This window comes from Shinella fusca (assembly GCF_014203155.1).
Classification (GTDB): domain Bacteria; phylum Pseudomonadota; class Alphaproteobacteria; order Rhizobiales; family Rhizobiaceae; genus Shinella; species Shinella fusca.
Map to the genome: position 1 here is coordinate 31,346 of NZ_JACHIK010000001.1, position 22,710 is coordinate 54,055.

Below are 22,710 nucleotides of genomic sequence, written 5' to 3' on the forward strand. Positions count from 1 at the left end.
GAACGAAAACGGCCGGGCTTTCGCCCGGCCGTTCCGTTTTCGCAAACCCGTACCGCCTACGCGGCGTAGTGCTCGCCGTAGGCGTCGCCCGGCCGCGCTTCGAGATCGCGGGTCTTGAAGTGGTCGATCTTCTCGTTGAGCGTCTGCACGCGGCGGCGCAGGCCGTGGATCTCGGCGGTATTCTCCTCCACCATCGCCGCGTTCTGCTGCGTGATGAGCTCGACCTGGTGCACGGCCTGGTTCACCTCGTTGATGCCGTCGTACTGCGCGGCGGCGGCAGCCTCGATCTTGCTGACGAGCGTGTGGATCGAGGAGATGTGCTCGTTGATCACCGTCAGCGCCTCGCCGGTCTCGGTGACGAGCGAGACGCCGTTGCGCACCTGCGCCGAGCTGTCGGAGATGAGGCCCTTGATCTCGCGGGCAGCCCCCGCGCAGCGCTGGGCAAGCTCGCGCACTTCCTGCGCGACCACCGCAAAGCCGCGGCCGGCCTCGCCCGCACGCGCCGCCTCGACGCCGGCATTGAGCGCGAGCAGGTTCGTCTGGAAGGCGATCTCGTCGATCACCGAGATGATCGTGCTGATCTTCTCCGAGGACTTGTTGATCTGGTCCATCGCGTCGACCGCCTTGGCCACGACCTCGCCGGAGCGGCGGGCATAGTTGTGCGTCTCGTCGACCGAAACGGCGGTCTTCTGCGCGCTTTCGGCCGTCGAGCGGACGATCTCGGTGAGCTGGCGAAGGGCGCGCGAGCTTTCCTCCAGCGCGGCGGCCTGCTGCTCCGTGCGCCGGGCAAGATCGTCGGCGGAAACGGCAAGGTTGCCCGTGCCGCTGTTGATCTCCAGCGTCGTGGCGCGCACGTCGGAAAGCGTCACACGCAGCGCCTCGACGGCGTTGTTGTAGGTGCGGGCCATCGCGACATATTCGGCAGCCAGCGCCTCCGTCATGCTTTCCTCCAGATTGCCGGCGGCAAGCTGGCCGAGCACTTCGGAAAGCGCCGTCAGCGCCTCGGTCTGCTCGGCTTCGATGCGGGCGCGCTCGCTGGCGCGGCGGGCCTGCTCCTCGGCCGTCAGCTGGCGCTGGGCCTCGGCCTCCTGTTCCAGGCGGATGTTTTCGAGCGCGGCATCGCGGAAGACGGCGACCGAGCGCACCATGTCGCCGATCTCGTCGCCGCGGTTGCGCCCGTCGATGGAGATGTCGAGGTCGCCGCTGGCAAGGCGCGACATGGCCTCGGTGACGCGCTTCAGCGGCCCGCGCAGGGTCTCGACCAGCATCAGGCCGCCGATGATGGCCAGCAGCGTGCCGGCGACCATCGCGATGATGGAGACGTTGGCGGAACGCTGGCTGTCCTTCTTGCCGGCCTCCTGGGCGCTGGAGACGAACTGTTCGAGCGTCTGGCTGGCGCTTGCGACCGAGGCATAGGCGGTTGCGCGCGCGGCCTGCCATTTCTCGCCGACGGCGATGAGGTCGCCGCTGCCCTTCTCGATGCGGGCGAGCGACGGCGCGAGCTTCTGCGCAAGATCGCGCAGCGCCGCATTCTTGCCGCCGAGCTTGGCGAGCTCCGCCGCGCTCGCGCTCACGGCCTTGATGTCGGCGAGGATGGCGTCGCGGCTCGCCTCGTCGAGCTTGCGGTGCAGCTCGCTGATATGCAGGCGCGTTTCGTCGATGCCCTTGAACGTGTCGCCCATGAGCGTGATCAGCGTCTTGAGGAGCGCGATCTCTGCATCCATGCCGACGAAGCGCTTGGCGGCGGTGTCGGAATTCTTGCCGGCTTCCTTGACGAAATCGGCATCGAACTTGGAAAGGCTCGTCAGCACCGGCACGAACTTCGCCTTCTTGGAATCGGCGTCGTCGGTGCCGGCGAGGATTTCCTTCACCGTGGCGATTTCCGTTTCGAGCGGCTTGATCTTCTCCAGCGCCTTGGGCGAGGCGATGGCCCTGGACTCGTCGAGCTGCTTGAGGAGCTGCGGCAGGTAGGTCTCGGCCGCCTTCACCTTGTCTTCCGGCTTCATCGCGAGCGCGACGGGCTTGCGGAACTTGCCGATGCGCTCGGCGAGCCCCTGGTAGGCGGCGGCATCGAAGAGCAGCGCCTTGGCGAAGGCTTCCTTCTCGCCCGATTCGGCACGGATGACGCCGATCTGCTTTTCGGCAAACTCGCCGTCCTTCGCCATGGCCGCCAGCGCCCCTTCGAGCTCGGCGGTGACGGTGTTGCGTTCCTGGTCGATGGCCCAGAGCGTGTCGGTCTCGCCGCGCATCGTGGCGGCGAGCGAGACGACCGAGGCGATCTTGGCCTTCTCCGCCGCGTCGGGCAGGAGGGCGTCGAGGGCGCGGATGCCCGCTTCCTGCTCGTCGATGCGCGCCTGCAGCGCGTTGCGGGTCTCCTCGCCCGGCCGGTCCGCGAAGTCCTGCAGCCCGGTGCGCAGGTTCTGGAAATGCGACAGGCTGTTGATCGTCTCTCGCGTCACCGTCATGTGGCCGTTCAGCGTGCTGGCCGTGAAATAGCCGACGAGGCCGATGCCCGCGATCAGCGCGACGAGAGGGATGACGAAGAGCAGCACCTTGGTGACGATGCGGCGCTGCTGGAGCAGGCGGTCGATGAAGGACATGGTTTCCCCGGCATTTATGGCGGCCAAATCCCCGTGGGTGCCGGTCAAAGCGGACATGGCCGCGAATGCTCGCCCTGCGAGCGCGGCCGTCCTGTCGTTGTCGGGGCCTGCCGGCCTTCCACCAGGCGGCGCGCCCTCACCCGTCGCATCATGCGAACGCTCATTGGGGTAACGCAACGATAGGCGCCGAAACTTAATGAAACCCTTCGGGGCGCTTGTGAGGAACTGCGGTTGCGGCAAGGCGCCGCACGTTCCGGCATCCACCCCGATCGTTCCCGCGCGTTCGGCGATGACATGGCCCCCGCATTCGTCCTATGAGAGTGGGACAGACGCACGGAGCCATCGATGAACCCCTCCCGCAACGCCACCGGCGCGCTTCTCATGGTCATCGCCATGGCGGCCTTCACCTGCAACGATGCCCTCGTCAAATCCACCACCGGCGCCATGAACACCGGGCAGATCCTCTTCGTGCGCGGCGCGATGACGAGCGTGCTGGTCGTCGCCATCGCCTGGTGGATGGGCGCGCTGCGCTCCTGGCGGGTCATGCTGCAGCCGGCCCTCCTCCTGCGCCTTGCGGCGGAGATCCTCGCCTCGATCACCTATATTTCCGCGCTCGGCGCCATGCCGCTCGCCAATACCGCGGCCATCCTCCAGTCGCTGCCGCTCGCCGTCACGCTGGGAGCGGCGCTCTTCCTCGGCGAGAAGGTCGGCTGGCGGCGGTGGCTGGCGATCGCGGCCGGCTTCGTCGGCGTGCTCATCATCATCCGCCCGGGGCCGGACGGGTTCTCCACCGCCGCGATCTACGTCATCGCCTCGGTCATCGGCGCGGCGACGCGCGACCTTGCCACGCGCAGGATCAGCAGCGACGTGCCCTCCATCTTCGTCAGCGTCATCACCGCCATCGCCATCAGCACGGTCGGCGGCCTGCTCGTTGCGCCGATGGGCGGCTGGCAGCCGATGGCGCCCGGCGTGCTTGCAAGGCTGGCGCTTGCGAGCGTACTGCTCCTCATCGGCTACCAGACGATCGTCAGCGCCATGCGCACCGGCGAGATCTCCTTCATCGCGCCCTTCCGCTATACGAGCCTCATCTGGGCGATGGGCATCGGCTTCCTGTTCTTCGGCGAATTGCCGGATTTCTGGATGGCGACGGGCGTTGCGATCATCGTCGCCTCCGGCCTCTACACCTTCTACCGCGAGAACCTGCGCCGCACGCAGGCGGTCGCGGGAAGCTGCGTGCCCGAAGCGCCCTGACGGCTTGCCGGCGGGCGCCGCGCGGACTAGACGGAGGCAGGAGGAAAGCGGCGATGGCGACGACGACAGAAGACATACCGGGTGTGATCCTGGCGGGCGGCCTCTCCTCGCGCATGGGCGAGGACAAGGCCCGCATCCGGCTTGGCGGCGTCTGCCTTCTCGACCGCGCCGCCCGGCGGCTCGCCCCGCAGGTCAGCGCCCTTGCCGTCAACGCCAACGGCCCGGTGCTCTTTGCCGAGGGCGAGGAACTGCCGGTCTTCGCCGATCTCGATACGGCCCGCGCCGGCCCGCTCGGCGGTATCCTCGCCGCCCTCGACCACGCCGGAAAGCACCATCCCGGCGCCAGCCATGTGGCGACCGTGCCGATCGACAGCCCGTTCTTCCCCGCCGATCTCGTCGCGCGGCTCGCCCGCGCCGCCGACGGCCCCGAGCGGATCGTCGCGGCCCGCTCGGCCGGCGGGCTCCACCCGGTCTTCGCGCTCTGGCCGGTCGCCCTTGCTGGCGACCTTGCCGCCTGGCTTGCCGGCGGCGGGGCGCTGCGCGTGCGCAGCTATCTCGAGCGCCATCAGGCCCGCGAGGTCGCCTTCCCTCCCGTCGAGACGCCGCGCGGCCCGCTCGACCCGTTCTTCAACATCAATACGCCCGACGACCTCGCCGCGGCGGAAAACTGGCTCTGGATACTGGAACGATGACACAACCGAAGGTCTTCGGCATCGCCGGCTGGAAGAATTCCGGCAAGACGGGCCTTGCCGTCCGCCTCGTCAGCGAACTGGTCGCGCGCGGCTATCGCGTGTCGACCGTCAAGCACGCCCACCACGATTTCGACATCGACAAGGTCGGCGCCGACAGCTACCGCCACCGGCAGGCGGGCGCCCACGAGGTCACCATCGTTTCCGGCACGCGCTATGCCATCATGCACGAGCTGCGCGGCGCGCCGGAACCGTCCTTCGCGGAAATCCTCGCGCGCCTTGCCCCGTGCGATCTCGTGCTGATCGAGGGCTACAAGCGCGAGCCCATCCCCAAGATCGAGGCCCGCCGGCTGGCCGCCGCCAACCGCACGCCGCTCGCCCCCGAGGACCCGCATATCGCCGCTATCGCCGCCGACCATAGGGTGACCGACACGGCGCTTCCCGTCTTCGACCTCGACGACACCACCGCCATCGCCGATTTCGTGGTGCGCATCACGGGACTTGCGAAACCGGCATGAAAAAGGCCGTGGGATCGTCTCCGCGGCCTCGATTGGATGGCAAATGCTCCAAACGTCTCCGCCGTCCCTCGAACCTCTCCGTCGTTATCCCACTCCTCCATCGCCACCCTCCACCTCTCCGTCGTCATCCTCGGGCTTGACCCGAGGATCCACGCAGCACCCGCCGAGGATGATGAGGTATGGATCCTCGGGTCAAGCCCGAGGATGACGACGGAGGGGTTGGGCAGTCTGCAATAGTCTCCAACAGTAAGCCGAGGCCGCGGCAAAAAACCCGCGGCCTCTCTCGCCAGACCCGCTCAGTCCGCGCGGGCGACGGGGCGTACCAGCGTCGTCACGCGGCGGATGGTGACGCGGCGGTTCTGCTGTTCGGCGGCCTGCGTGCGCACCTTGAGGAAGCGCTCGCCATAGCCCTGCGTCTGGAGGTTTTCCGGCGGGATGCCGTAGACCTCGGTAAGCAGGTTGGCGACCGAATCGGAGCGCTCGTCGGAGAGCACGAGGTTCGACTTGTCGGAGCCGACGGCGTCCGTATGGCCTTCGATGAGGAAGGTCTCGCCCGGATCCTTGTCGAGGATCTTCAGCATGGCCTCGGCCACCTTGCGCAGCGTGCGGGCCTGCGACATCGGCACCTCTGCGCTGCCGGTGGCGAAGGTGATCGTGTCGAGGTCGATGCGGCGCACCTTGTCGCGCAGGCGCGCGGAGTGTTTCACCTCGTCGATCGTATAGACGCGCTCGACGCGCTCGACCGGCGGCTCGGCGAGGAAGTCGTAGTAATCCCTATCGGGCTCGCTCGACGTGTCGATGATATAGTCGCTGACGGGGATGCGCAGGCGCATCGGCGGCAGCTCGTAGCCGACGTCGATCAGGTCGGGACGCGGTGCGTCGTCCTCCAGTTCCGGCGCATAGACGAGGATGTATTCCCGCCCGTCACGGCCGACGCGCGAACGCTGGATGACGTCGCCGTAGCGGTTGTAGATCGTCACCAGCTTGACGCCGCCCGGCCGGACGATCGTCTCGCGCACCCGCCCGCGGGCGAGCTTGTCGTAATAGACGTCCTCGGAATCGCGGCGAAGGCGCGGCCGGTCGTCGCTGCGCACGATCAGCCGGTCACCGACCGAAAGGACGGTGCGGTTGTCGACCTTCTCCACCACGTTCACCTTCGTGACGTTGTTGCTGTTGTCGACATTGTTCACGGTCGTGTTGTTGTTGACGATCGTGTTGTTGATCACGGTGTTGTTGACGATGTTGGTCGTCGCCGGCACCTCGAAGGCGGGCGCCTTGTCGACGCGCTGGCCCTCTTCCTTGATCGCGGCCTCGATTTTCTGCGGCACGGCCTCGCGCACGTCCTCGGGGATCGCCGCCTGGGCCGAATCGTCCGATTCGGGAAGCGGGACCTCCTCCTGCGCGCGCTGTTCCTCGCGCCGCTTGCGGCGTTCCTCGCGGCTCGCCTGGCCGCCGCTGTTGTCGGCGTCCTTGTCGCTGTCGAGAACCGCAGCTCCGTTCTCCACCGGCAGCACGACCGTCTCGTCGGTCTGGCCCGGGTCCTTGGCGATCTCCTGCTTTTCGTCTTCGCTCAGCGTCTCGGTGACGGGCGGAACCGCCTCCTTGGTCTCGGTCGCGCCGGCCTGGCCTTCGCCCGTCTGCGCTTCCGCAGGCAGCTGTTCGCCGCCTGTCTCGGCGGTGGCGGGCTGGTCCGTGCCTTCCTCGGCGGTAGCCGGCTGGTCGGTGCCCGTCTCGGCCGGAGCCTCCCCGGTCACGGCGGGCTGCCCCGCATCGTCCTGCGCCGGCTGCTCGGCCTGCTTCTGCTGTTCCTCGGCGGCCTTCTGCTCATCCGCCTGACGCTGCTGCTCTTCCTCGGCAGCCTTCTGCTGCTCCTCGGCGGCTTTCTGCTCGTCCGCCTGGCGCTGCTGTTCTTCCTCAGCCGCCTTCTGCTGCTCCTCGGCAGCCTTCTGTTCCTCAGCCTGACGCTGGGCTTCCTCGGCGGCCTTCTGCTCTTCAGCCTGGCGCTGCGCCTCCTCGTCGGCCGCCTTCTGCTGCTCGGCGGCCTTCTGTTCCTCGGCCTGCCGCTGGGCTTCTTCCTCGGCGGCCTTCTGCTGCTCTTGCGCAGCCTTCTGTTCTTCCGCCTGACGCCGGGCCTCTTCGTCGGCCTTGCGCTGCTGCTCTTCGGCGGCCTTCTGCTCCTCGGCCTGGCGCTGCGCCTCCTCGTCGGCGGCGCGCTGCTGTTCCTCGGCCTGGCGCTTGGCTTCCTCCTCGGCCGCGCGGCGCTGTTCTTCCTGCTGTTTCTTCAGCAGCAGTTCCTCGTCGGTCGGCTGGCCCTGGTCGCCGCTGTCCTGCGCGACCTCGAAAGGCTTGACCAGCGCGTCGGCAAGGCTCGGCGTCGCGATCATCGAGGCCGAGAGCACCGGAAGCGCCACGGTTGCGAAAAGTCTTGAGCGGAAAGTCATCGTCATATCCTCACGGTGTTCCGTCGTTGCATTCCGCCGGCGCCGAAAGGGCCGGCGGATCATTCATTTTCCTTCAAAGGCCTAGCGACAGGCGCCTGAACCACGCCTGAACGGGCCTCGGTCGAACGGCCAGATAGGACGCGCGGCGGCCCGGACCAGAGGCGGCGCGGCAAATTGTCGGGGAAACGGGGCGGAAAGACGGCGTAAAAGCAGTTGATTTTTTGGCGGAAAACGGTCGATTATCGCCGCCAAGCGGGCAGCCCTGCCCGCTTTGCTTCAAGGCCCGGACAAAAAGAAGAAGCCGGAGAGCCTTCAACTGAGAGGACCAACATGCGTATTTCCAAACGTTTCGCGCTCGCTGCCTCGGCAGCGGTCATCGCCCTGTTTTCCACGAATGCGATGGCGGACGGCGAAAAGATCGTGATCGGCACGGAAGGCGCCTACCCGCCCTTCAACAACCTGGAATCGGACGGCTCGCTGACGGGCTTCGACATCGATATCGCCAAGGCGCTCTGCGAGGAGATGAAGGCCGAATGCACCTTCGTCACGCAGGACTGGGACGGCATCATCCCGGCGCTGATCGCCAAGAAGTTCGACGCCATCGTCGCCTCCATGTCGATCACCGAGGAGCGCAAGCAGCAGGTCGACTTCTCCAAGAAGTACTACAACACGCCGCCGGCCATCGTCGTGCCGAAGGATTCCGACATCAAGGACGCAACGCCTGAGGCGCTGGCCGGCAAGACGCTCGGCGCGCAGGGCTCCACGACCCACTCCAACTATGCCGAAGCGCATATGAAGGATTCCGAGGTCAAGCTCTATCCGACCGCCGACGAATACAAGCTCGACCTCGGCAACGGCCGCATCGACGCCGCCATCGACGACGTCGTGGTGCTGTCGGAATGGCTGAAGACGGAAGACGGCGCCTGCTGCAAGCTGCTCGGCACGCTGCCGATCGACCCGGTCATCAACGGCGAAGGCGCCGGCATCGCGGTCCGCAAGGGCGACCCGCTCGCCGACAAGTTCACCCAGGCGATCGCCGCCATCCGCAAGAGCGGCAAGTACCAGGAAATCAACGCCAAGTACTTCCCCTTCGACGTCTACGGCGACTGAGACCGGGCCCATGGCTCATGAGGGTTTTTTCTGACCCTATCACCAGAATGCACGGGCGGGAGGGCTTGCTCTCCCGCTCCTTTTGTTTGAGAACTTGCACATAGAAAAACGGGCGCCACAACGCCCGGACAAGAAGCGCAAAGCGCACGGGGGTTCTTTTGGCATGAGCGGGTTCTTCACCGCCATCGTCGGGGCGGTATCCGCATTTCTCGGGGTTATCGACCCCCTGTGCGGTCCGGTCGGCATCTTCAATCTGTTTCTGGGCAAGACGCTCCTGGCCTGCGGCGACGCGGGCTGGGGCGACGAGATCGCCTTCGGCTTCCTCGTCACGGGCACCCTTGCGATCGCGACCCTGCCGGTCGGCCTCGTGTTCGGCTTCTTCATCGCGCTTGCCAAGCAGTCGGAGGAGAAATCGCTCCGGCTCGCGGCCAATGTCTATACGACGCTCTTCCGCGGCCTGCCGGAGCTGCTGACGCTCTTCATCGTCTATTACGGCCTGCAGATCCTCGTGCAGAACTTCGCGGCGGCGGTCGGCTACCAGGGCACGGTCGAGATCAACGCCTTCTTCGCCGGCATGATCGCGCTCGGCGTCGTCTTCTCGGCCTATTGCTCGGAAGTGCTGCAATCGGCCTTCAAGGCCATTCCGCGCGGCCAGTACGAGGCGGGCTATGCGCTCGGCCTCCACCACGGCCGCACAATGCAGCTCATCGTGCTGCCGCAGCTTGTGCGCATTGCCCTGCCCGGCCTCGGCAATCTCTGGATGGCGCTGCTGAAGGACACCGCCCTCGTCTCCGTCATCGGCCTGCCGGATATCCTGCGCCAGACGAGCGTCGCCGCCCGCGTGACGAAGGAGGCCTTCGAGTTCTACGCGGTCGCCTGCCTTCTCTTCCTCGTCCTCGCCTTCCTCTCCTCGCTGGTCTTCTCCGGCATCGAGAGCTGGACCAAGCGCTCGGAGGCCGCACGATGAGCTTCGTCACCGCCCTCATCGCCCCGCAGGCCCCGCCGCCGGCGCCGCCGAAACCCTTCACGGCGGCCCGCTTCTTCGGCAACGTCTTCCTCGGCGTCTGGCTGGCGCTCTCGGTCGGCATCTTCATGATGATCGTGGACGGCTGGGACCCGGCGAAATTCACGAAGTACGGGCCGAGCTACCTGTCCGGCCTCGGCGTCACACTGACGCTCGTCGCGCTCTCCATCGTGCTCGGCGGCCTCATCTCGCTCCCGCTCGCCTTCGCGCGCATGTCGAAGAACCCGGTCCTGTCGTGGATCGCCTATGCCTATGTCTACTTCTTCCGCGGCACGCCGCTGCTCATGCAGCTCTTCCTCGTCTATTACGGCCTCGGCAGCTTCTCGGCCGAGCTGAAGGAGCTGGACCTCTGGTGGTTCTTCCGCGACGCGTGGAACTGCGCGCTTTTGACCTTCACGCTCAACACGGCCGCCTACCAGGCCGAGATCCTGCGCGGAGCCATCGAGAGCGTGCCGCGCGGCCAGCACGAGGGCGCGGCCGCCCTCGGCCTGCCGAAGAAGGTCGCCTTCTTCAAGATCATCCTGCCGCAGGCGCTCATCGTTGCGCTGCGCCCCTACGGCAACGAGATCATCCTGATGATCAAGGGCTCGGCCATCGTCGCCATCGTCACGGTCTTCGACCTGATGGGCGAGACGCGCCGCGCCTTCTCGCGCACCTTCGACTACCAGACCTATCTTTGGGCTGCCCTCCTCTACCTCGTGATCGTGGAGCTGCTGCGCAACCTGTGGAACTGGCTCGAGAACCGCCTGACGCGCCACCTGAAGCGCTGACACCTTGGCAGCACTTCGCATGAGGTGCTGCCAAACCCCTGATTCGAAACAAATATTTTTAGAGCAGGCGAAAGGGAAACCTTTCATTAACCTTGCGAGCGCTCAATCATAGGGACCATCATTCATCACGCGATGAGGTCCGCTATGACGAACGACATGGCACTGCAGCTCAGGGGCTACGGCGTGACCACGGCCCAGATCCTCTACCGCATGCCGGATCACCGGCAGCTCCTGCAAAGTTTTGTCTGGCAGCACTACGATCTCGCTCCCGATTTCCCGGAGATGAAGCGCTTCCTGAAATTCTGGCAGGAGAAGCTGGACGGGCCGCTGCATTCGGTCCGCTACGTCCACCGCCGCCTGATCTCGGCGACGGAGTGGCGCGCGCTCAAGGGCGAGTTCATCATCAACTGAGAGCCCGCCCGCCGCTCACACATGCACCGAGCCGTGCGACAGCTCGCTGTCGGACATGTCCACCTTGAGCGAGAAATAGGCGATGGTGAGGTAGAAGACGAGCACGAGGCAGATCACCACGCCGCCGGGCACCGGCCCGAGCGCCGCATTGCCCACCACATGTTCGACGGCGAGCGTCATGTCCCGGCCCGCCGTCGCCGGCCGCTGCAGGGCCGAGGACGAGATCTTCAGCGCCCAGGCGAGAAGCAGGATGAGATACATCCAGCAATAGTTGCGCCGCAGCCGCCGGCAGGCGGCATCGCGGTAGCTGATCAGGAATTCCGGCTTGCGCAGGCTCTTGGCGATGGGCGCCGCCCAGTCGAGGGCGAGCTGGTCGTTCGGCCCCAGGAGTTCGGCGAAGTAGAACCGCTCGAGCTGGCGCACCCGCGCCCGGTAGACATCGAAGAAGCGGTAGCGCCGCGCCTCGATCAGGAGCAGCAGCGTTACCAGCAGCATGGCGAAGAGCAGGACGCCGTGATGCGCGTTGGGCGTCGACAGCGACACGGAGAGCAGCGCCGCAACCACGGTGATCGCCCAGTTCGACGTTCGGTCGATCCGGTCGCGCCAGCCGGCCATGCGGCCGAGCTCGCCGCGATAGTAATGCGCCATCATGTTGATCTTCTCCCCCGGCGTCGAGGGTAAGCCCGGACTTGCGGAGCGGGCAGCCTCGGCAGCGAAGGACAACGTGGGCATATCGGCGGGCATGGTGTTCCTCCCATTGGTCTTTTTGGTCTTGAAAGGATCATGCGCCTCTTTGCGTATTTGATAAACGCCTAATTGCAGCCTGGCCCTCCATTGCCAAAGCCGTGAGCGAAGCCTAAGAGACGGCCCATGAAGAAGATCGACGAAGACGCGCTCGCGGAAGCCTACAACCGCGCCCTCTCGCTGGAGAAATCCGGCGATTTCGATGCCGCCGCCCGGGCCTATGCGGAAGTGCTGGCGCTCGATCCGGACGATCACGGCGGCGCGGCCGTGCGCCTTGCCTCGATGGGCCGCGGCGAGACGCCGGAAAAGGCCCCCGACGCCTTTGTCGCCACCCTTTTCGACCAGCATGCGGAGGTCTTCGAGAACGTTCTCGTCGATCAGCTCGGCTATTGCGTGCCGCTTCTCGTGCGCCAGCGCTTCCAGGCACTCGGGCTCGGCCCGTTCAGGCGCGTGCTCGACCTCGGCTGCGGCACGGGGCTGACCGGCGGGGCGCTGCGCGACATGGCGGACGACATCACCGGCGTCGACCTTTCGGAGAACATGGTCGAGGTCGCGCACGACAAGGACCTCTACGAGACGCTCTACGTCGCCGAGGCCGTCGACTTCCTCGACGACAACGACGACGAGCCCTTCGACCTCATCACCGCGACGGACGTGCTGCCCTATCTCGGCGCGCTCGAACCGCTCCTCTTCGGCGTCGCCGACAATCTCGTTGCCGGCGGCCATTTCGTCTTCTCCTCCGAGACGCTGCCGGACGAGACCTTCGCCGGCCGTCCCTTCATGGTCGGCCCGCACCAGCGCTTCGCCCACGCCCCCGCCTATGTCCGCCAGCGCCTCGACGAAACCGGCTTCGACGTGGTCGAGATCACGGACATCACCGTGCGCATGGAGGAAGGCGAGCCCATCGCCGGCCACCTGGTGCTGGCGAAGTACCGCGGCTGACGGGCAGGTTCGTGCGGAAGATGGATCCTCGGGCCAAGCCTGAGGATGACCAGGAGGAGAGGTGTGGCGCTAGAGGGCGCTGACGCCTGCCGCGCCGCGCGACGGACAGGAAATCCTTCCCTCCCCGCCGTCATCCTCGGGCTCGACCCGAGGATCCATCGCCGCCCCCCTGCGAGAAGCCCTTTCGCCCGAAACGATCATCCGCTACACCATCCGCAAACGATTGCAGGAGGTTACGGCATGGCAAAGGTTGCGTTCATCGGTCTCGGCGTCATGGGCTATCCCATGGCGGGGCACCTGAAGGTCAAGGGCGGCCATGAGGTGGCGGTCTACAACCGCACCTTCGCCAAGGCGGAGAAATGGGCGGCCGAATTCGGCGGCAAGGCTTTCCGCACGCCGGCGGAAGCGGCGAAGGACGCCGACTTCGTCTTCACCTGCGTCGGCAACGACGACGACCTGCGCGCGGTCACCGTCGGCAAGGACGGCGTGCTGGAGGGCATGAAGAAGGGCGCGACCCTCATCGACAACACCACCGCCTCCGCCGAGGTCGCCCGCGAGCTCGACGCGGCGACGAAGGAAAAGGGCCTCCACTTCATCGACGCCCCGGTCTCCGGCGGCCAGGCCGGCGCGGAGAACGGCGTTCTCACCGTCATGTGCGGCGGCGACGAGGCCGTCTTCGAGAAGGCGCGGCCCGTCATCGACGCCTATGCCCGCATGGTCGGCCTGATGGGCCCGGCCGGCAGCGGGCAGCTTGCCAAGATGGTCAACCAGATCTGCGTGGCCGGCGTCGTGCAGGGCCTTGCCGAGGCCATCCATTTCGGCAAGCAGGCCGGGCTCGACATGGAAGCCGTCGTCGAGGTCATCTCCAAGGGCGCGGCCGGCTCCTGGCAGATGGACAACCGCCACAAGACGATGATCGCCGGCAAGTACGATTTCGGCTTCGCCATCGACTGGATGCGCAAGGACCTCGACATCATCCTGTCGGAAGCCCGCCGCAACGGCGCGAAACTGCCCGTCACCGCGCTCATCGACCAGTTCTATGCCGATGTGCAGGACATGGGCGGCAACCGCTGGGACACGTCCTCGCTGCTGGCACGGCTGGAACGGAAGTAGCAGGCTCGCCCCTCACCTGCCTGCCGGCATCCTCTCCCCGCAAGCGGGGCGAGGAATGATGGGCGCACCGTTTCCCTCCTTCTCCCCGTTTACGGGGAGAAGGTCCCGGCAGGGGGATGAGGGGCAAGCGCTCCCTATTCCTCGCCGCTCTTCTGGTTGTCGACCATCATGTAGTCGAGCGGCATCTCGGTCGTGTACTTGATCTGCTCCATCGCGAAGGCGGAGGAGACGTCGCGGATCTCGATGCGGGCGATCATGCGCTTGTAGAAGGCATCGTACGCGGCGATATCCGGCACGACGACGCGCAGGAGATAGTCCACCTCGCCGCTCATGCGGTAGAACTCCACAACTTCCGGAAACTCGACGATCACCTCGGAAAAGCGCTTCAGCCATTCCGTCGAATGGGAATTGGTGCGGATCGAGACGAAGACCGTGACCTTCGTGTTGATCTTCGCCGGATCGAGCAGCGCCACGCGCTTGCGGATCACGCCGTCCTCTTCCATCTTCTGGATGCGCCGCCAGCATGGCGTGGTCGAAAGCCCCACCTTCTTGGCGAGGTCCGCCACCGCCAGCGTGGAATCTTCCTGCAAAAGGCGCAGGATTTTACGGTCCAGACGATCCATCGGGCTCCCTCGGGGCAGATCCGCGACGCGTTAGCATGCGGGGCTGCGTGAAACAAAAGAAATTTAATTCCCTCATATAGCGGTTTCGCTGCAAATTGAAAGAATTGTGTTTCACGCAGTCAGGGTTTTCACCCGCTTTCGCAGTTCCGGCAGCACCTCTTCCTCGAACCACGGATTGCGCTTCAGCCAGGCCGTGTTGCGCCAGGAGGGATGCGGCATCGCCAGCACGGCCGGCCCCTCGTTGCGGCCGAGATGACGGCGCCAGTCGCGCACCGTCTCGGTCATGCTCGGCGCCTTCGCCCGGCCGAGATGCCAGGCCTGCGCATATTGGCCGATCGCCAGCACCAGCTCGACCTGCGGCATGGCCGCCATGATGCGGGCGCGCCAGAGCGGGGCGCATTCGCGCCGCGGCGGCAGGTCGCTGCCATGCGCGTCGTAGCCGGGAAAGCAGAAGCCCATCGGCACGATGGCGAATTTCTTCGGATCGTAGAATTCCTCGCGCGTCACGCCGAGCCAGGTGCGCAGCCGGTCGCCGGAGGCATCGTTGAACGGCAGGCCGCTTTCATGCACCCGAAGCCCCGGCGCCTGCCCGGCGATGAGGATGCGCGCGGTATCGGAAATCACCGCCACGGGCCGCGGCTCGTGCGGCAGGCGGTCCGCCGGCCCCCGGGCCGGCGCGTCGCGACAGAGGCGGCAGGCCGCGATCGCCGCGGAAAGTGCGGCAAGGTCCTCGGCGGGTTCTGCGTCTTTCCTGTCGGTCACGTCAATCCCATTGCCTTGAGGAGGCCGCCGATCAGGCCGCCTTCCCCTTCATGCGTGTCTTCCTGCGGCCGGCCGTTCATGCGGCGCCAGTCCTGCGGCATGTCGAACGTGCTGCTCCACAGGCCCTTCCGCTCGGCCTTCGCGAGTCGCTCCTCATTCTCATAGCCGCCATAGGCGACGGCAAGCCCCTCGCGCACCATGCGCGCGCCGAGGTCTTCGCCGTTCGCCTCGCAGCGCGCCAGCCAGCGGTCGTACTTGTCGCGGCCTTCGGCCTTGCAGGTAATGGGCCCGGCGCGCAGGAGTTCCGCAAGCCGCGAGCGGGCGGCGACGCCGCAGCGCCATTCCACCCCGTCCCGCCGGCAGGCCTGCATCATCTCCGGCGAATCCATGCCCATGAGGCGGATGCGATGGCCGTCGAGCGTCAGCGTGTCGCCGTCCGCCGCCCTCGCGCTGCCGGTCACCGTCTCGCCGCCGCCGCCGTCGATGCGCGCCACGATGAGCGCCGTCAGCGCGAGGATCGCCGCCGCAACGCCGATGTCGCGCGCCTTCCTGGAAAGTCCCATGAACAGGTTCCTCAATATGATGCCGCTGCGTCCTATGCCGGACGCATCCGATTCCGGTGGGCGGAAAATGCCGGAATGGTTCGCAAATGGTTTATGCGCGGCAGCATCTTCTTAAGGATTCCTCCCTAGAATTCAACGCTGTCCGCAACAGTGCAACCCATGATGAGTACCGGCGTCAGTACATCGACCGACAAGATCATCGTCGACAAGTCGCGCAGCCACAGAAACAAGGCTGTCTCGCGGGCTGTCCGCTCGACCAGGGAACGGCTGCAGACGGCAACGGGCATCTCGCCGGGCTTCGAGCGGGAAATGCTGCAGCTCCACATCGCATCGGCCGCGCAGAGCGCGCTTGCCGTGCCGATGGTCGTGGCGCTCATCGCCGCCGGCGGCATCTATCTCACCGAGGAGATCGGCCTTCTCGCCTGGGCGGTGCTCGCCCTTTCCGTCCATGCCATCGGCATGCTGGTCGCGCGGCGCGCGCGCAAGCGCGAGATCGCCGCCGAGGACGTGCGCCGTTGGTATCGCCGGTTCCTCATGGCGCAGGTGCTGATGGGCCTTGCCTGGGCCACCTTCGCCCTGCAGGACTGCGGCCGCTGCACCGGCGTCACCTTCGAATTCTACAAGGGCTCCTCGCTTCTCGTGGCGCTCGCCGTCACCGCCGTCAGCACGCTGATGCTGCGCAATGCCATCCTGTGCGCCTTCCTGCCGACCGTCGCCGCGCTCGCCGTTTCCGCCGTGCGCACGCCCGATCCGGCGACCGTCGGCATGGCGGCGATCATCGCCGCCGCCCTCGCCTTCCTCGTCTTCATGACGCATCGCCTGCGCTACACCAGCGCCCAGCTCCTCTCCTCGCAATCGGAGAAGGACGACCTCATCGCCGAGCTGGAAGTGGCCAAATCCATGTCGGACGAGGCGCGCCGGCGCGCGGAAGAGGCGAACCTTGCCAAATCCCGCTTCCTCGCCTCCATGTCGCACGAGCTGCGCACGCCGCTCAACGCCATCCTCGGCTTTTCGGAGGTGATGTCGACGGAGGTGCTGGGGCCGCTCAACAACCCGGTCTACAAGGAATACACCTCCGACATCCACCGCTCCGGCCAGCACCTCCTCAACCTCATCAACGAGATTCTCGACCTCTCGCGCATCGAGGCGGGCAAGTACGATCTTTCCGAGGATTCCGTCCATCTCGTCGATATCGCCGAGGATTGCATCGGCATGGTGCAACTGCGCGCCCGCGCCAAGAACATCACCATTTCGGAGCAGGTGGAAAGCGGCATGCCGGCCGTCTGGGCGGACGAGAAGGCGCTGCGCCAGGTCATCCTCAACCTTCTGTCCAACGCCGTGAAGTTCACGCCCCAGGGCGGCGAGGTCGTCGTCAAGGCCGGCTGGACGGCGGGCGGCGGCCAGTACGTCTCCATCCGCGACAACGGCCCCGGCATTCCGGAAGACGAGATTCCGGTCGTGCTCTCGGCCTTCGGCCAGGGCTCCATCGCCATCAAGAGCGCCGAACAGGGCACCGGCCTCGGCCTTCCCATCGTGCAGGCGATCCTTGCCAAGCACAACGGCGAGTTCATCCTGAAATCCAAGCTGCGCGAGGGCACCGAGGCCATCGCCATCCTGCCGGCCAAGCGCGTCCTGCAAAGCCTGCCCGCCGTGACCGAGACGCAGGCCGTCGCCCCGCGCCGCAAGAGCTTCGCGTAAGGCACCCGCCGCGTGGACCCTCGGGTCAAGCCCGAGGATGACGGAGGGGTGGAGACGTCACTCGCCTATCGAACAGCGCGGCACGCGGCGCCGTTGCGATCACCGCCATGCTTTTCTCTTCCGTCGTCATCCTCGGGCTTGACCCGGGGATCCACCGGCGCGGCACGCCTCAGAGGAACCTGGAGATCACCACATATCCCGCATAGCCGGCATTGGCGATGATGAGGCAGAAGACGGCGAAGGAGCCGAGGTCCTTGGAGTGCTTGCCCATCTCGGAGATTTCCGGCGACACGCGGTCGACGATCTCCTCGATGGCGGTGTTCAGCGCCTCGAAGGCGACCATCAGCAGGAAGAGGATGGCCATCGCCACATACTGGAAGAACGAGGCGCCCACGGCCACGAAGACGGCCATGGCGACGGCGAAGGCGATCAGCTCGTGGCGGAAGGCGGATTCGCCGAAGAGCCGCCTTGCGCCGCCGGCCGAATAGGTCGCCGCCGCGATGAGGTGGCTGAAGCCCGTCTTCTTGTCGATTGGCGCCTGGCCCATTCCCGCAATCCCGATCCTGTCGCGGCCCCGAGGCGCGCCCGGGGCTCTCAATCCACGCCATTGAGGCTTTTTGCCGGCGTACCGTTAAGAGCGGTTGCTGACGCCTGCCTGAGCGAAGGTCGCCATGCCGGAATGGCAGGCGGCCGCCGCCTTGACGATGCCGGCGGCGAGCGCCGCGCCCGTGCCCTCGCCGAGCCGCATGCCGAGCGCCAGAAGCGGCGTCTTGCCGAGCTTCTCGATCGACTTCAGGTGCCCGGGCTCCGCCGAGACGTGGCCGATGAGGCAATGGTCGAGCGCCGACGGGTTGGCCGCGCGCAGGACCGCCGCGGCGGCCGTCGCGACATAGCCGTCGATGATGACGGGGATTTTCTGCATGCGCGCGGCGAGGATCGCGCCGGCCATCGCCGCGATCTCGCGCCCGCCGAGGCGGCGCAGCACTTCGAGCGGGTCGGAAAGGTGGGCGCGGTGAAGCTCGACGGCCTTCTTGACGGCCGCGATCTTGCGCTGGAGCACCTCGCCTTCCGAGCCCGTGCCGGGGCCGACCCACTCTTCCGCCGTGCCGCCGTAGAGCGCAAGGTTGATGGCGGCGGCAATCGTCGTGTTGCCGATGCCCATCTCGCCGATGCACAGGAGGTCCGTGCCGCCGGCGACCGCTTCCATGCCGAAGGCCATGGTGGCGGCGCAGTCACGCTCGGAGAGCGCGGCTTCCTCGGTGATGTCGGCGGTCGGATAGTCGAGCGCGAGGTCGAAGACCTTGAGGCCGAGATCGTTCGCCACGCAGATCTGGTTGATCGCCGCCCCGCCGGCCGCGAAGTTCTCGACCATCTGCGCCGTGACGGAGGACGGGAAAGGCGTGATGCCCTGCCTGGTGACGCCGTGGTTGCCCGCGAAGATGGCGACGAGCGGGCGCGTGACGGCGGGCGGGCGGCCGGTCCAGGCGGCAAGCCAGAAGGCGATCTCCTCGAGCCGGCCGAGCGCCCCCGGCGGCTTTGTCAATTGCGAATCGCGCTCGCGCGCCGCCACCAGCGCCGCCGAATCGGGACCGGGCAGGTTGCGCAGCAATTCACGAAAATCATCGAACGGCAGGCCGCTGGCACTCATCTTGGGGAATTCCTCGGGTTGGGGCTTTCAAAGGCGGGTGTTTGGTGTCTCCTAATAGAGCGAGGGCGCGAATCCGACAACCGCATTTGCGGCGGCGTTCATGGCCTTTTGCGGCAGGGTGATTTTGAGGGACGTGCCGTATTGGGTGGATCCTCGGGTCGAGCCCGAGGATGACGGAGTTAGGGGAGATGGCGGAGGACGACGGACGCGTTGCAGAAGCCTGCAAGGCGCTTAAATCCCCGAACCTCCCTTTGGGTCGTCATCCTCGGGCTCGACCCGAGGATCCACCCCATACGGCACACCATCGCGACACCCCTCCTTCAAGCAGGGGCTCCACAGTGACCATCCAGGACTTCATCGACGATACCGCCCGCTCCGTCGCCTTCCTCTCGCGCGTGCCGGTGCCGCAGCGGCATTTCATCGGCCATGACGGGCGGCTGTCGCGGGCGGTGCGGGCCTTTCCATTGGCCGGCGTGCTGATCGTGCTGCCGGCCGCGGCGCTCGCCGCGATCCTTTCGGCGCTGCACGGCCCGCCGCTCCTCGTCGCCTTCGCCGCGCTCGCCCTCCAGGTGCTCGTCACCGGCGCGCTGCACGAGGACGGGCTTTCCGACAGCGCGGACGGCATCGGCGGCGGGCGCGACCGGGAAAGCGCGCTCGCCATCATGAAGGACAGCCGCGTCGGCTCCTACGGCGCGGTCGCCCTCGTCCTGTCCTTCGGCCTGCGCGCGGCCGCCATCGCCGCGCTCGCCGCCGCCCTCACCCCATCCGGCCTCGGCATGGTGCTGCTCGCCGTCGCTGCCGCCGGCCGCACGGCGATGGTCTGGCACTGGTCGCTGCTGCCGCCCGCCCGGCGCGACGGCGTCGCCGCCTCGGTCGGCGAGCCGGAAAGCGGCGCGACCCGCTTCGCGCTCATAAGCGGCATCGTGATCGCCGCCCTCCTGCTCCTGCCGCACGGCACGGTGCTTTCCGTCCTTGTCGCGCTTGCCGCGGCCATCCTCGCCGTCCTCGCCTTCAACCGCGTGGCGCTGCGCAAGATCGGCGGGCATACGGGCGACACGATCGGCGCGACGGAACAGTTCGCGGAAATGGCCGTGCTCTTCGCCCTTGCCATGACGCTCTGAGCCGCCGATATAAAAGAGGCAACTCTGGAGCCGCGATGGAATCGCCCTGCATTCTCGTCTGTTCGATCGACATGGTGACCGGCTACTGCTTCGGCTGCGGCCGCACGCAGGCGGAAATCGGCGCGTGGACGCTCTACACGTCCGAGGAGCGCCGCGCGATCATGGCCGAACTGCCGGCGCGCCTTGCCACCGTCGAACGCAAACCCCGGCGCGAGACCCGGCGCGCGCGCATGGCGCGGGAGCGCGGCGAGGCATGAGGCTCTATCTCCTCCTCGGCATCATCGCCGCGGGGCTCGCCCTCCTCATCCTCAACCACGACGGCGGCCGCACGCTCGGCATCGCAAATGACGATTTCGGCCGCCTGGTGACGCTCTCGGCCATCGCCACGATGCTGGCGACCGGCTTCCTCGCCAGCCGCCGCCAATGGGGCGAAAGCCTGCGCCACGCCGCCGTCTGGCTGGTCATCATCCTGGCGCTGGCCGCCGGATACATCTACCGCTTCGATCTTGAGGCCATGGGCAACCGCCTCACCGCCGGCCTCGTTCCCGGCCGCGCGGTGGTGACGACCGGCGCGGGCGGCGAGCAGATCCTCGTCATCCACAAGGGCGTCTCCGGCCATTTCGAGGCGGACGTCGCCATCGACGACACGCCGCTGCGCATGCTGGTCGATACGGGCGCAAGCTCGATCGTGCTCACCTACGAGGACGCCATGCGCCTCGGCATCGATCCCGGCAACCTCGTCTTCTCCATCGAGGTCGCCACCGCCAACGGGCGGGCGCTCGCCGCGCCCGTGACGCTGCGGGAGGTCACCATCGGCCCCATCCACCGCGGCGCGATCCGCGGCATGGTGACGGAAGAAGGCCGGCTCGACCAGAGCCTGCTCGGCATGAGCTTCCTCGAAACCCTCGGCTCCATCGAGATCACGCGCGACGAATTGCGGCTGAAGGACTGAGCCCTCAGTTCTTCAGCTTGTAGCCGGTCTTGAAGATCCAGGCGGTGATCGACAGGCACACGAGAAGGAAGCAGAGCACCGTCACGAGGCTGACGACGGGGCTGACGTCGGCGATCTCGTAGAAGCTCCAGCGGAAGCCGGAGACGAGGTAGAGCACCGGGTTGAAATGGCTCACCGTCTGCCAGAAGGGCGGCAGCATGTGGATCGAGTAGAAGCTACCGCCGAGGAAGACGAGCGGCGGGACGATCAGCATCGGGAAGAGGTTGAGCTGCTCGAAATCCTTCGCCCAGATGCCGATCATGAAGCCGAACAGCGAGAAGCTCACCGCCGTCAGCACGAAGAACAGCACCATCATGAGCGGGTGCTTGATGGAAATGTCGACGAAGAGCGAGGCCGTCAGGAGGATGATCGTGCCGACGATCAGCCCCTTGGTCGCCGCCGCCCCGACATAGCCGATGACGATCTCAATCATCGAGACGGGCGCGGAGAGGATCTCGTAGATCGTGCCGGTGAATTTCGGGAAGTAGATGCCGAAGGAGCCGTTGCCGATGCACTGGTTGAGCAGCGTCAGCATGATGAGGCCGGGTGCGATGAAGGCGCCGTAGGAGACGCCCTGCACCTCCTGCATGCGCGAGCCGATGGCCGCGCCGAAGACGATGAAATAGAGCGAGGTGGTGATGACGGGCGACACGACGCTCTGCAGCAGCGTGCGGCGCGTCCTCGCCATTTCGAAGAAGTAGATGGACTTGATCGCCTCGAAGTTCATTTGCCTGCCCCCACCAGTTCCACGAAAATGTCTTCCAGCGAACTCTGCTCGGTGGAGATGTCCCTGACCCGCAATCCGCACTGCGAGAGCGCCGAAAGCAGCGACGAGATGCCCGTCCGCTCGCCAGACGAGTCGAATTCATAGACGAGCCGGTGCCCCTCTTCGCCGAGCGTCAGCCCGTAGGGCGCCAGCGCGTCGGGGATCGCGGTTATCGGCTCGGCAAGCTCGACGGTCATCTGCTTGCGGCCGAGCTTGGCCATCAGCGCCTTCTTCTCCTCCACCAGCAGGATCTCGCCGTGGTTGATGACGCCGATGCGGTCGGCGATCTCCTCGGCCTCCTCGATATAGTGCGTCGTCAGGATGATGGTGACGCCGGCGGCGCGCAGGCGCTCCACGAGCTGCCACATGTCCTTGCGCAGCGAGACGTCGACGCCGGCCGTCGGTTCGTCGAGGAACAGCACCTTCGGCTCGTAGGAGAGCGCCTTGGCGATCAGCACGCGCCGGCGCATGCCGCCCGACAGGTGGCGCAGCACCGTGTCCTTCTTGTCGTAGAGCGAGAGGTCCTTCAGGATGCGCTCGATCAGCGCCGGGTCCGGCTTGCAGCCGTGCAGGCCGCGCGAGAAGGCGACGGTGTTCCACACCGTCTCGAAGGCGTCGAGCGTCAGTTCCTGCGGCACGAGGCCGATGATGGCGCGCGTCTTGCGGAAATCGGTGAGGATGTCGTTGCCGGCGACCGTGACCGTGCCGCCGGACGGGGTGACGATGCCGCAGACGATGGAGATCATCGTCGTCTTGCCGGCCCCGTTCGGGCCGAGCAGGGCAAGGATCTCCCCCTCCTCGATATCGAGGTCGACGCCCTTCAGCGCCGTGAACCCCGATGCGTAGCTCTTGGTGAGATTGCGAATGGAAACGATGGGCGCCATTGGTGGGTCCGGGAAAAGGGGAATTCATGCGGAAGGACACC

The 22,710-nt window shown here is 66.5% G+C and carries 23 protein-coding genes; 13 read left to right on the top strand and 10 right to left on the bottom strand.

Annotation, left to right across the window (positions count from 1 at the left end; all coding sequences use genetic code 11):
• Positions 1-56: 56 nt before the first annotated feature.
• Positions 57-2,600, bottom strand: coding sequence for a methyl-accepting chemotaxis protein (locus HNQ66_RS00140; protein ID WP_184139630.1), 2,544 nt, complete (start codon positions 2,598-2,600; stop codon positions 57-59).
• Between the two features lie 345 nt (positions 2,601-2,945).
• On the opposite strand from HNQ66_RS00140, the gene HNQ66_RS00145 reads away from it, so the two are divergent.
• From HNQ66_RS00145 to mobB, 3 genes are read left to right on the top strand one after another with little or no spacing between them, the layout of a single operon-like run.
• On the top strand, positions 2,946-3,851 hold the full coding sequence (locus HNQ66_RS00145; protein WP_184139632.1) for a DMT family transporter: 906 nt from the start codon (positions 2,946-2,948) through the stop codon (positions 3,849-3,851).
• 53 nt (positions 3,852-3,904) lie between these two features.
• Positions 3,905-4,543 carry a molybdenum cofactor guanylyltransferase MobA gene (gene mobA / locus HNQ66_RS00150; protein WP_184139634.1) on the top strand — a complete coding sequence of 213 codons (639 nt, stop codon included), beginning with the start codon at positions 3,905-3,907 and terminating at the stop codon, positions 4,541-4,543.
• Positions 4,540-5,058, top strand: a complete 519-nt coding sequence (mobB, locus tag HNQ66_RS00155) for a molybdopterin-guanine dinucleotide biosynthesis protein B (RefSeq protein WP_184139636.1) — start codon at positions 4,540-4,542, stop codon at positions 5,056-5,058. The genes mobA and mobB overlap by 4 nt, the downstream gene beginning before the upstream one ends.
• A gap of 296 nt (positions 5,059-5,354) precedes the next feature.
• On the opposite strand, the gene HNQ66_RS00160 is transcribed toward mobB, so the two are convergent.
• On the bottom strand, positions 5,355-7,499 hold the full coding sequence (locus HNQ66_RS00160; protein ID WP_184139638.1) for an OmpA family protein: 2,145 nt from the start codon (positions 7,497-7,499) through the stop codon (positions 5,355-5,357).
• Between the two features lie 330 nt (positions 7,500-7,829).
• Between HNQ66_RS00160 and HNQ66_RS00165 the strand changes: the two genes are divergently transcribed.
• The 4 genes from HNQ66_RS00165 (at position 7,830) to HNQ66_RS00180 (ending at position 10,814) form a co-directional block, all read left to right on the top strand.
• Entirely contained in the window at positions 7,830-8,609 is a 780-nt protein-coding gene (locus tag HNQ66_RS00165; RefSeq protein ID WP_184139640.1) for an ABC transporter substrate-binding protein, read from the top strand.
• Between the two features lie 163 nt (positions 8,610-8,772).
• Positions 8,773-9,576: an ABC transporter permease gene (locus HNQ66_RS00170; RefSeq protein ID WP_184139641.1), complete on the top strand. Its 804-nt coding sequence runs from the start codon at positions 8,773-8,775 to the stop codon at positions 9,574-9,576.
• On the top strand, positions 9,573-10,403 hold the full coding sequence (locus HNQ66_RS00175) for an ABC transporter permease (RefSeq protein ID WP_184139642.1): 831 nt from the start codon (positions 9,573-9,575) through the stop codon (positions 10,401-10,403). The genes HNQ66_RS00170 and HNQ66_RS00175 overlap by 4 nt, the downstream gene beginning before the upstream one ends.
• A gap of 144 nt (positions 10,404-10,547) precedes the next feature.
• Positions 10,548-10,814 carry an usg protein gene (locus HNQ66_RS00180; RefSeq protein ID WP_184139644.1) on the top strand — a complete coding sequence of 89 codons (267 nt, stop codon included), beginning with the start codon at positions 10,548-10,550 and terminating at the stop codon, positions 10,812-10,814.
• A gap of 15 nt (positions 10,815-10,829) precedes the next feature.
• On the opposite strand, the gene HNQ66_RS00185 is transcribed toward HNQ66_RS00180, so the two are convergent.
• Complete coding sequence (locus tag HNQ66_RS00185; RefSeq protein WP_184139646.1) at positions 10,830-11,558, bottom strand: DUF2270 domain-containing protein; 729 nt, start codon at positions 11,556-11,558, stop codon at positions 10,830-10,832.
• Between the two features lie 126 nt (positions 11,559-11,684).
• On the opposite strand from HNQ66_RS00185, the gene HNQ66_RS00190 reads away from it, so the two are divergent.
• Together HNQ66_RS00190 and HNQ66_RS00195 are read left to right on the top strand one after the other, a co-directional pair.
• On the top strand, positions 11,685-12,500 hold the full coding sequence (locus tag HNQ66_RS00190; RefSeq protein WP_184139648.1) for a class I SAM-dependent DNA methyltransferase: 816 nt from the start codon (positions 11,685-11,687) through the stop codon (positions 12,498-12,500).
• A 45-nt stretch (positions 12,501-12,545) separates the two neighbouring features.
• Positions 12,546-13,613, top strand: a complete 1,068-nt coding sequence (locus tag HNQ66_RS00195; protein WP_281396962.1) for an NAD(P)-dependent oxidoreductase — start codon at positions 12,546-12,548, stop codon at positions 13,611-13,613.
• Between the two features lie 134 nt (positions 13,614-13,747).
• Here HNQ66_RS00195 and HNQ66_RS00200 read toward each other — a convergent pair whose 3' ends face one another.
• From HNQ66_RS00200 to HNQ66_RS00210, 3 genes are all read right to left on the bottom strand, one after another.
• Entirely contained in the window at positions 13,748-14,236 is a 489-nt protein-coding gene (locus tag HNQ66_RS00200) for an Lrp/AsnC family transcriptional regulator (protein WP_184139651.1), read from the bottom strand.
• A 111-nt stretch (positions 14,237-14,347) separates the two neighbouring features.
• Entirely contained in the window at positions 14,348-14,998 is a 651-nt protein-coding gene (locus HNQ66_RS00205) for a uracil-DNA glycosylase family protein (RefSeq protein ID WP_184139653.1), read from the bottom strand.
• The gene (locus HNQ66_RS00210) at positions 14,995-15,561 is read right to left on the bottom strand and encodes a thermonuclease family protein (RefSeq protein ID WP_184139655.1); all 567 of its coding nucleotides are present in this window, start codon (positions 15,559-15,561) and stop codon (positions 14,995-14,997) included. Before HNQ66_RS00210 ends, HNQ66_RS00205 begins: the two co-directional genes overlap by 4 nt.
• 162 nt (positions 15,562-15,723) lie before the next feature.
• Here HNQ66_RS00210 and HNQ66_RS00215 point away from each other — a divergent pair, with 162 nt between their 5' ends.
• Complete coding sequence (locus HNQ66_RS00215) at positions 15,724-17,259, top strand: sensor histidine kinase (RefSeq protein ID WP_184140425.1); 1,536 nt, start codon at positions 15,724-15,726, stop codon at positions 17,257-17,259.
• Positions 17,260-17,428: 169 nt separating this feature from the next.
• On the opposite strand, the gene HNQ66_RS00220 is transcribed toward HNQ66_RS00215, so the two are convergent.
• Positions 17,429-17,806 carry a diacylglycerol kinase gene (locus HNQ66_RS00220; protein ID WP_184139657.1) on the bottom strand — a complete coding sequence of 126 codons (378 nt, stop codon included), beginning with the start codon at positions 17,804-17,806 and terminating at the stop codon, positions 17,429-17,431.
• 84 nt (positions 17,807-17,890) lie between these two features.
• Positions 17,891-18,907 carry a nicotinate-nucleotide--dimethylbenzimidazole phosphoribosyltransferase gene (gene cobT, locus HNQ66_RS00225; RefSeq protein ID WP_184139659.1) on the bottom strand — a complete coding sequence of 339 codons (1,017 nt, stop codon included), beginning with the start codon at positions 18,905-18,907 and terminating at the stop codon, positions 17,891-17,893.
• Positions 18,908-19,245: 338 nt separating this feature from the next.
• Here cobT and HNQ66_RS00230 point away from each other — a divergent pair, with 338 nt between their 5' ends.
• Genes HNQ66_RS00230 through HNQ66_RS00240 form a run of 3 tightly spaced genes read left to right on the top strand, consistent with a single transcriptional unit; the run spans position 19,246 to position 20,980 of the window.
• Positions 19,246-20,028 (top strand): adenosylcobinamide-GDP ribazoletransferase, encoded by a 783-nt coding sequence (locus tag HNQ66_RS00230; protein ID WP_343059381.1) that lies wholly within the window; start codon positions 19,246-19,248, stop codon positions 20,026-20,028.
• Between the two features lie 35 nt (positions 20,029-20,063).
• A complete protein-coding gene (locus tag HNQ66_RS00235) occupies positions 20,064-20,285 on the top strand; it encodes a DUF1289 domain-containing protein (RefSeq protein WP_184139663.1) in 222 nt (73 codons plus the stop codon).
• A complete protein-coding gene (locus HNQ66_RS00240) occupies positions 20,282-20,980 on the top strand; it encodes a retropepsin-like aspartic protease family protein (protein WP_184139665.1) in 699 nt (232 codons plus the stop codon). Before HNQ66_RS00235 ends, HNQ66_RS00240 begins: the two co-directional genes overlap by 4 nt.
• A gap of 4 nt (positions 20,981-20,984) precedes the next feature.
• On the opposite strand, the gene HNQ66_RS00245 is transcribed toward HNQ66_RS00240, so the two are convergent.
• Entirely contained in the window at positions 20,985-21,746 is a 762-nt protein-coding gene (locus tag HNQ66_RS00245; RefSeq protein WP_184139667.1) for an ABC transporter permease, read from the bottom strand.
• Positions 21,743-22,669 (bottom strand): ABC transporter ATP-binding protein, encoded by a 927-nt coding sequence (locus HNQ66_RS00250; protein ID WP_184139669.1) that lies wholly within the window; start codon positions 22,667-22,669, stop codon positions 21,743-21,745. The genes HNQ66_RS00245 and HNQ66_RS00250 overlap by 4 nt, the downstream gene beginning before the upstream one ends.
• Positions 22,670-22,710 lie beyond the last annotated feature (41 nt).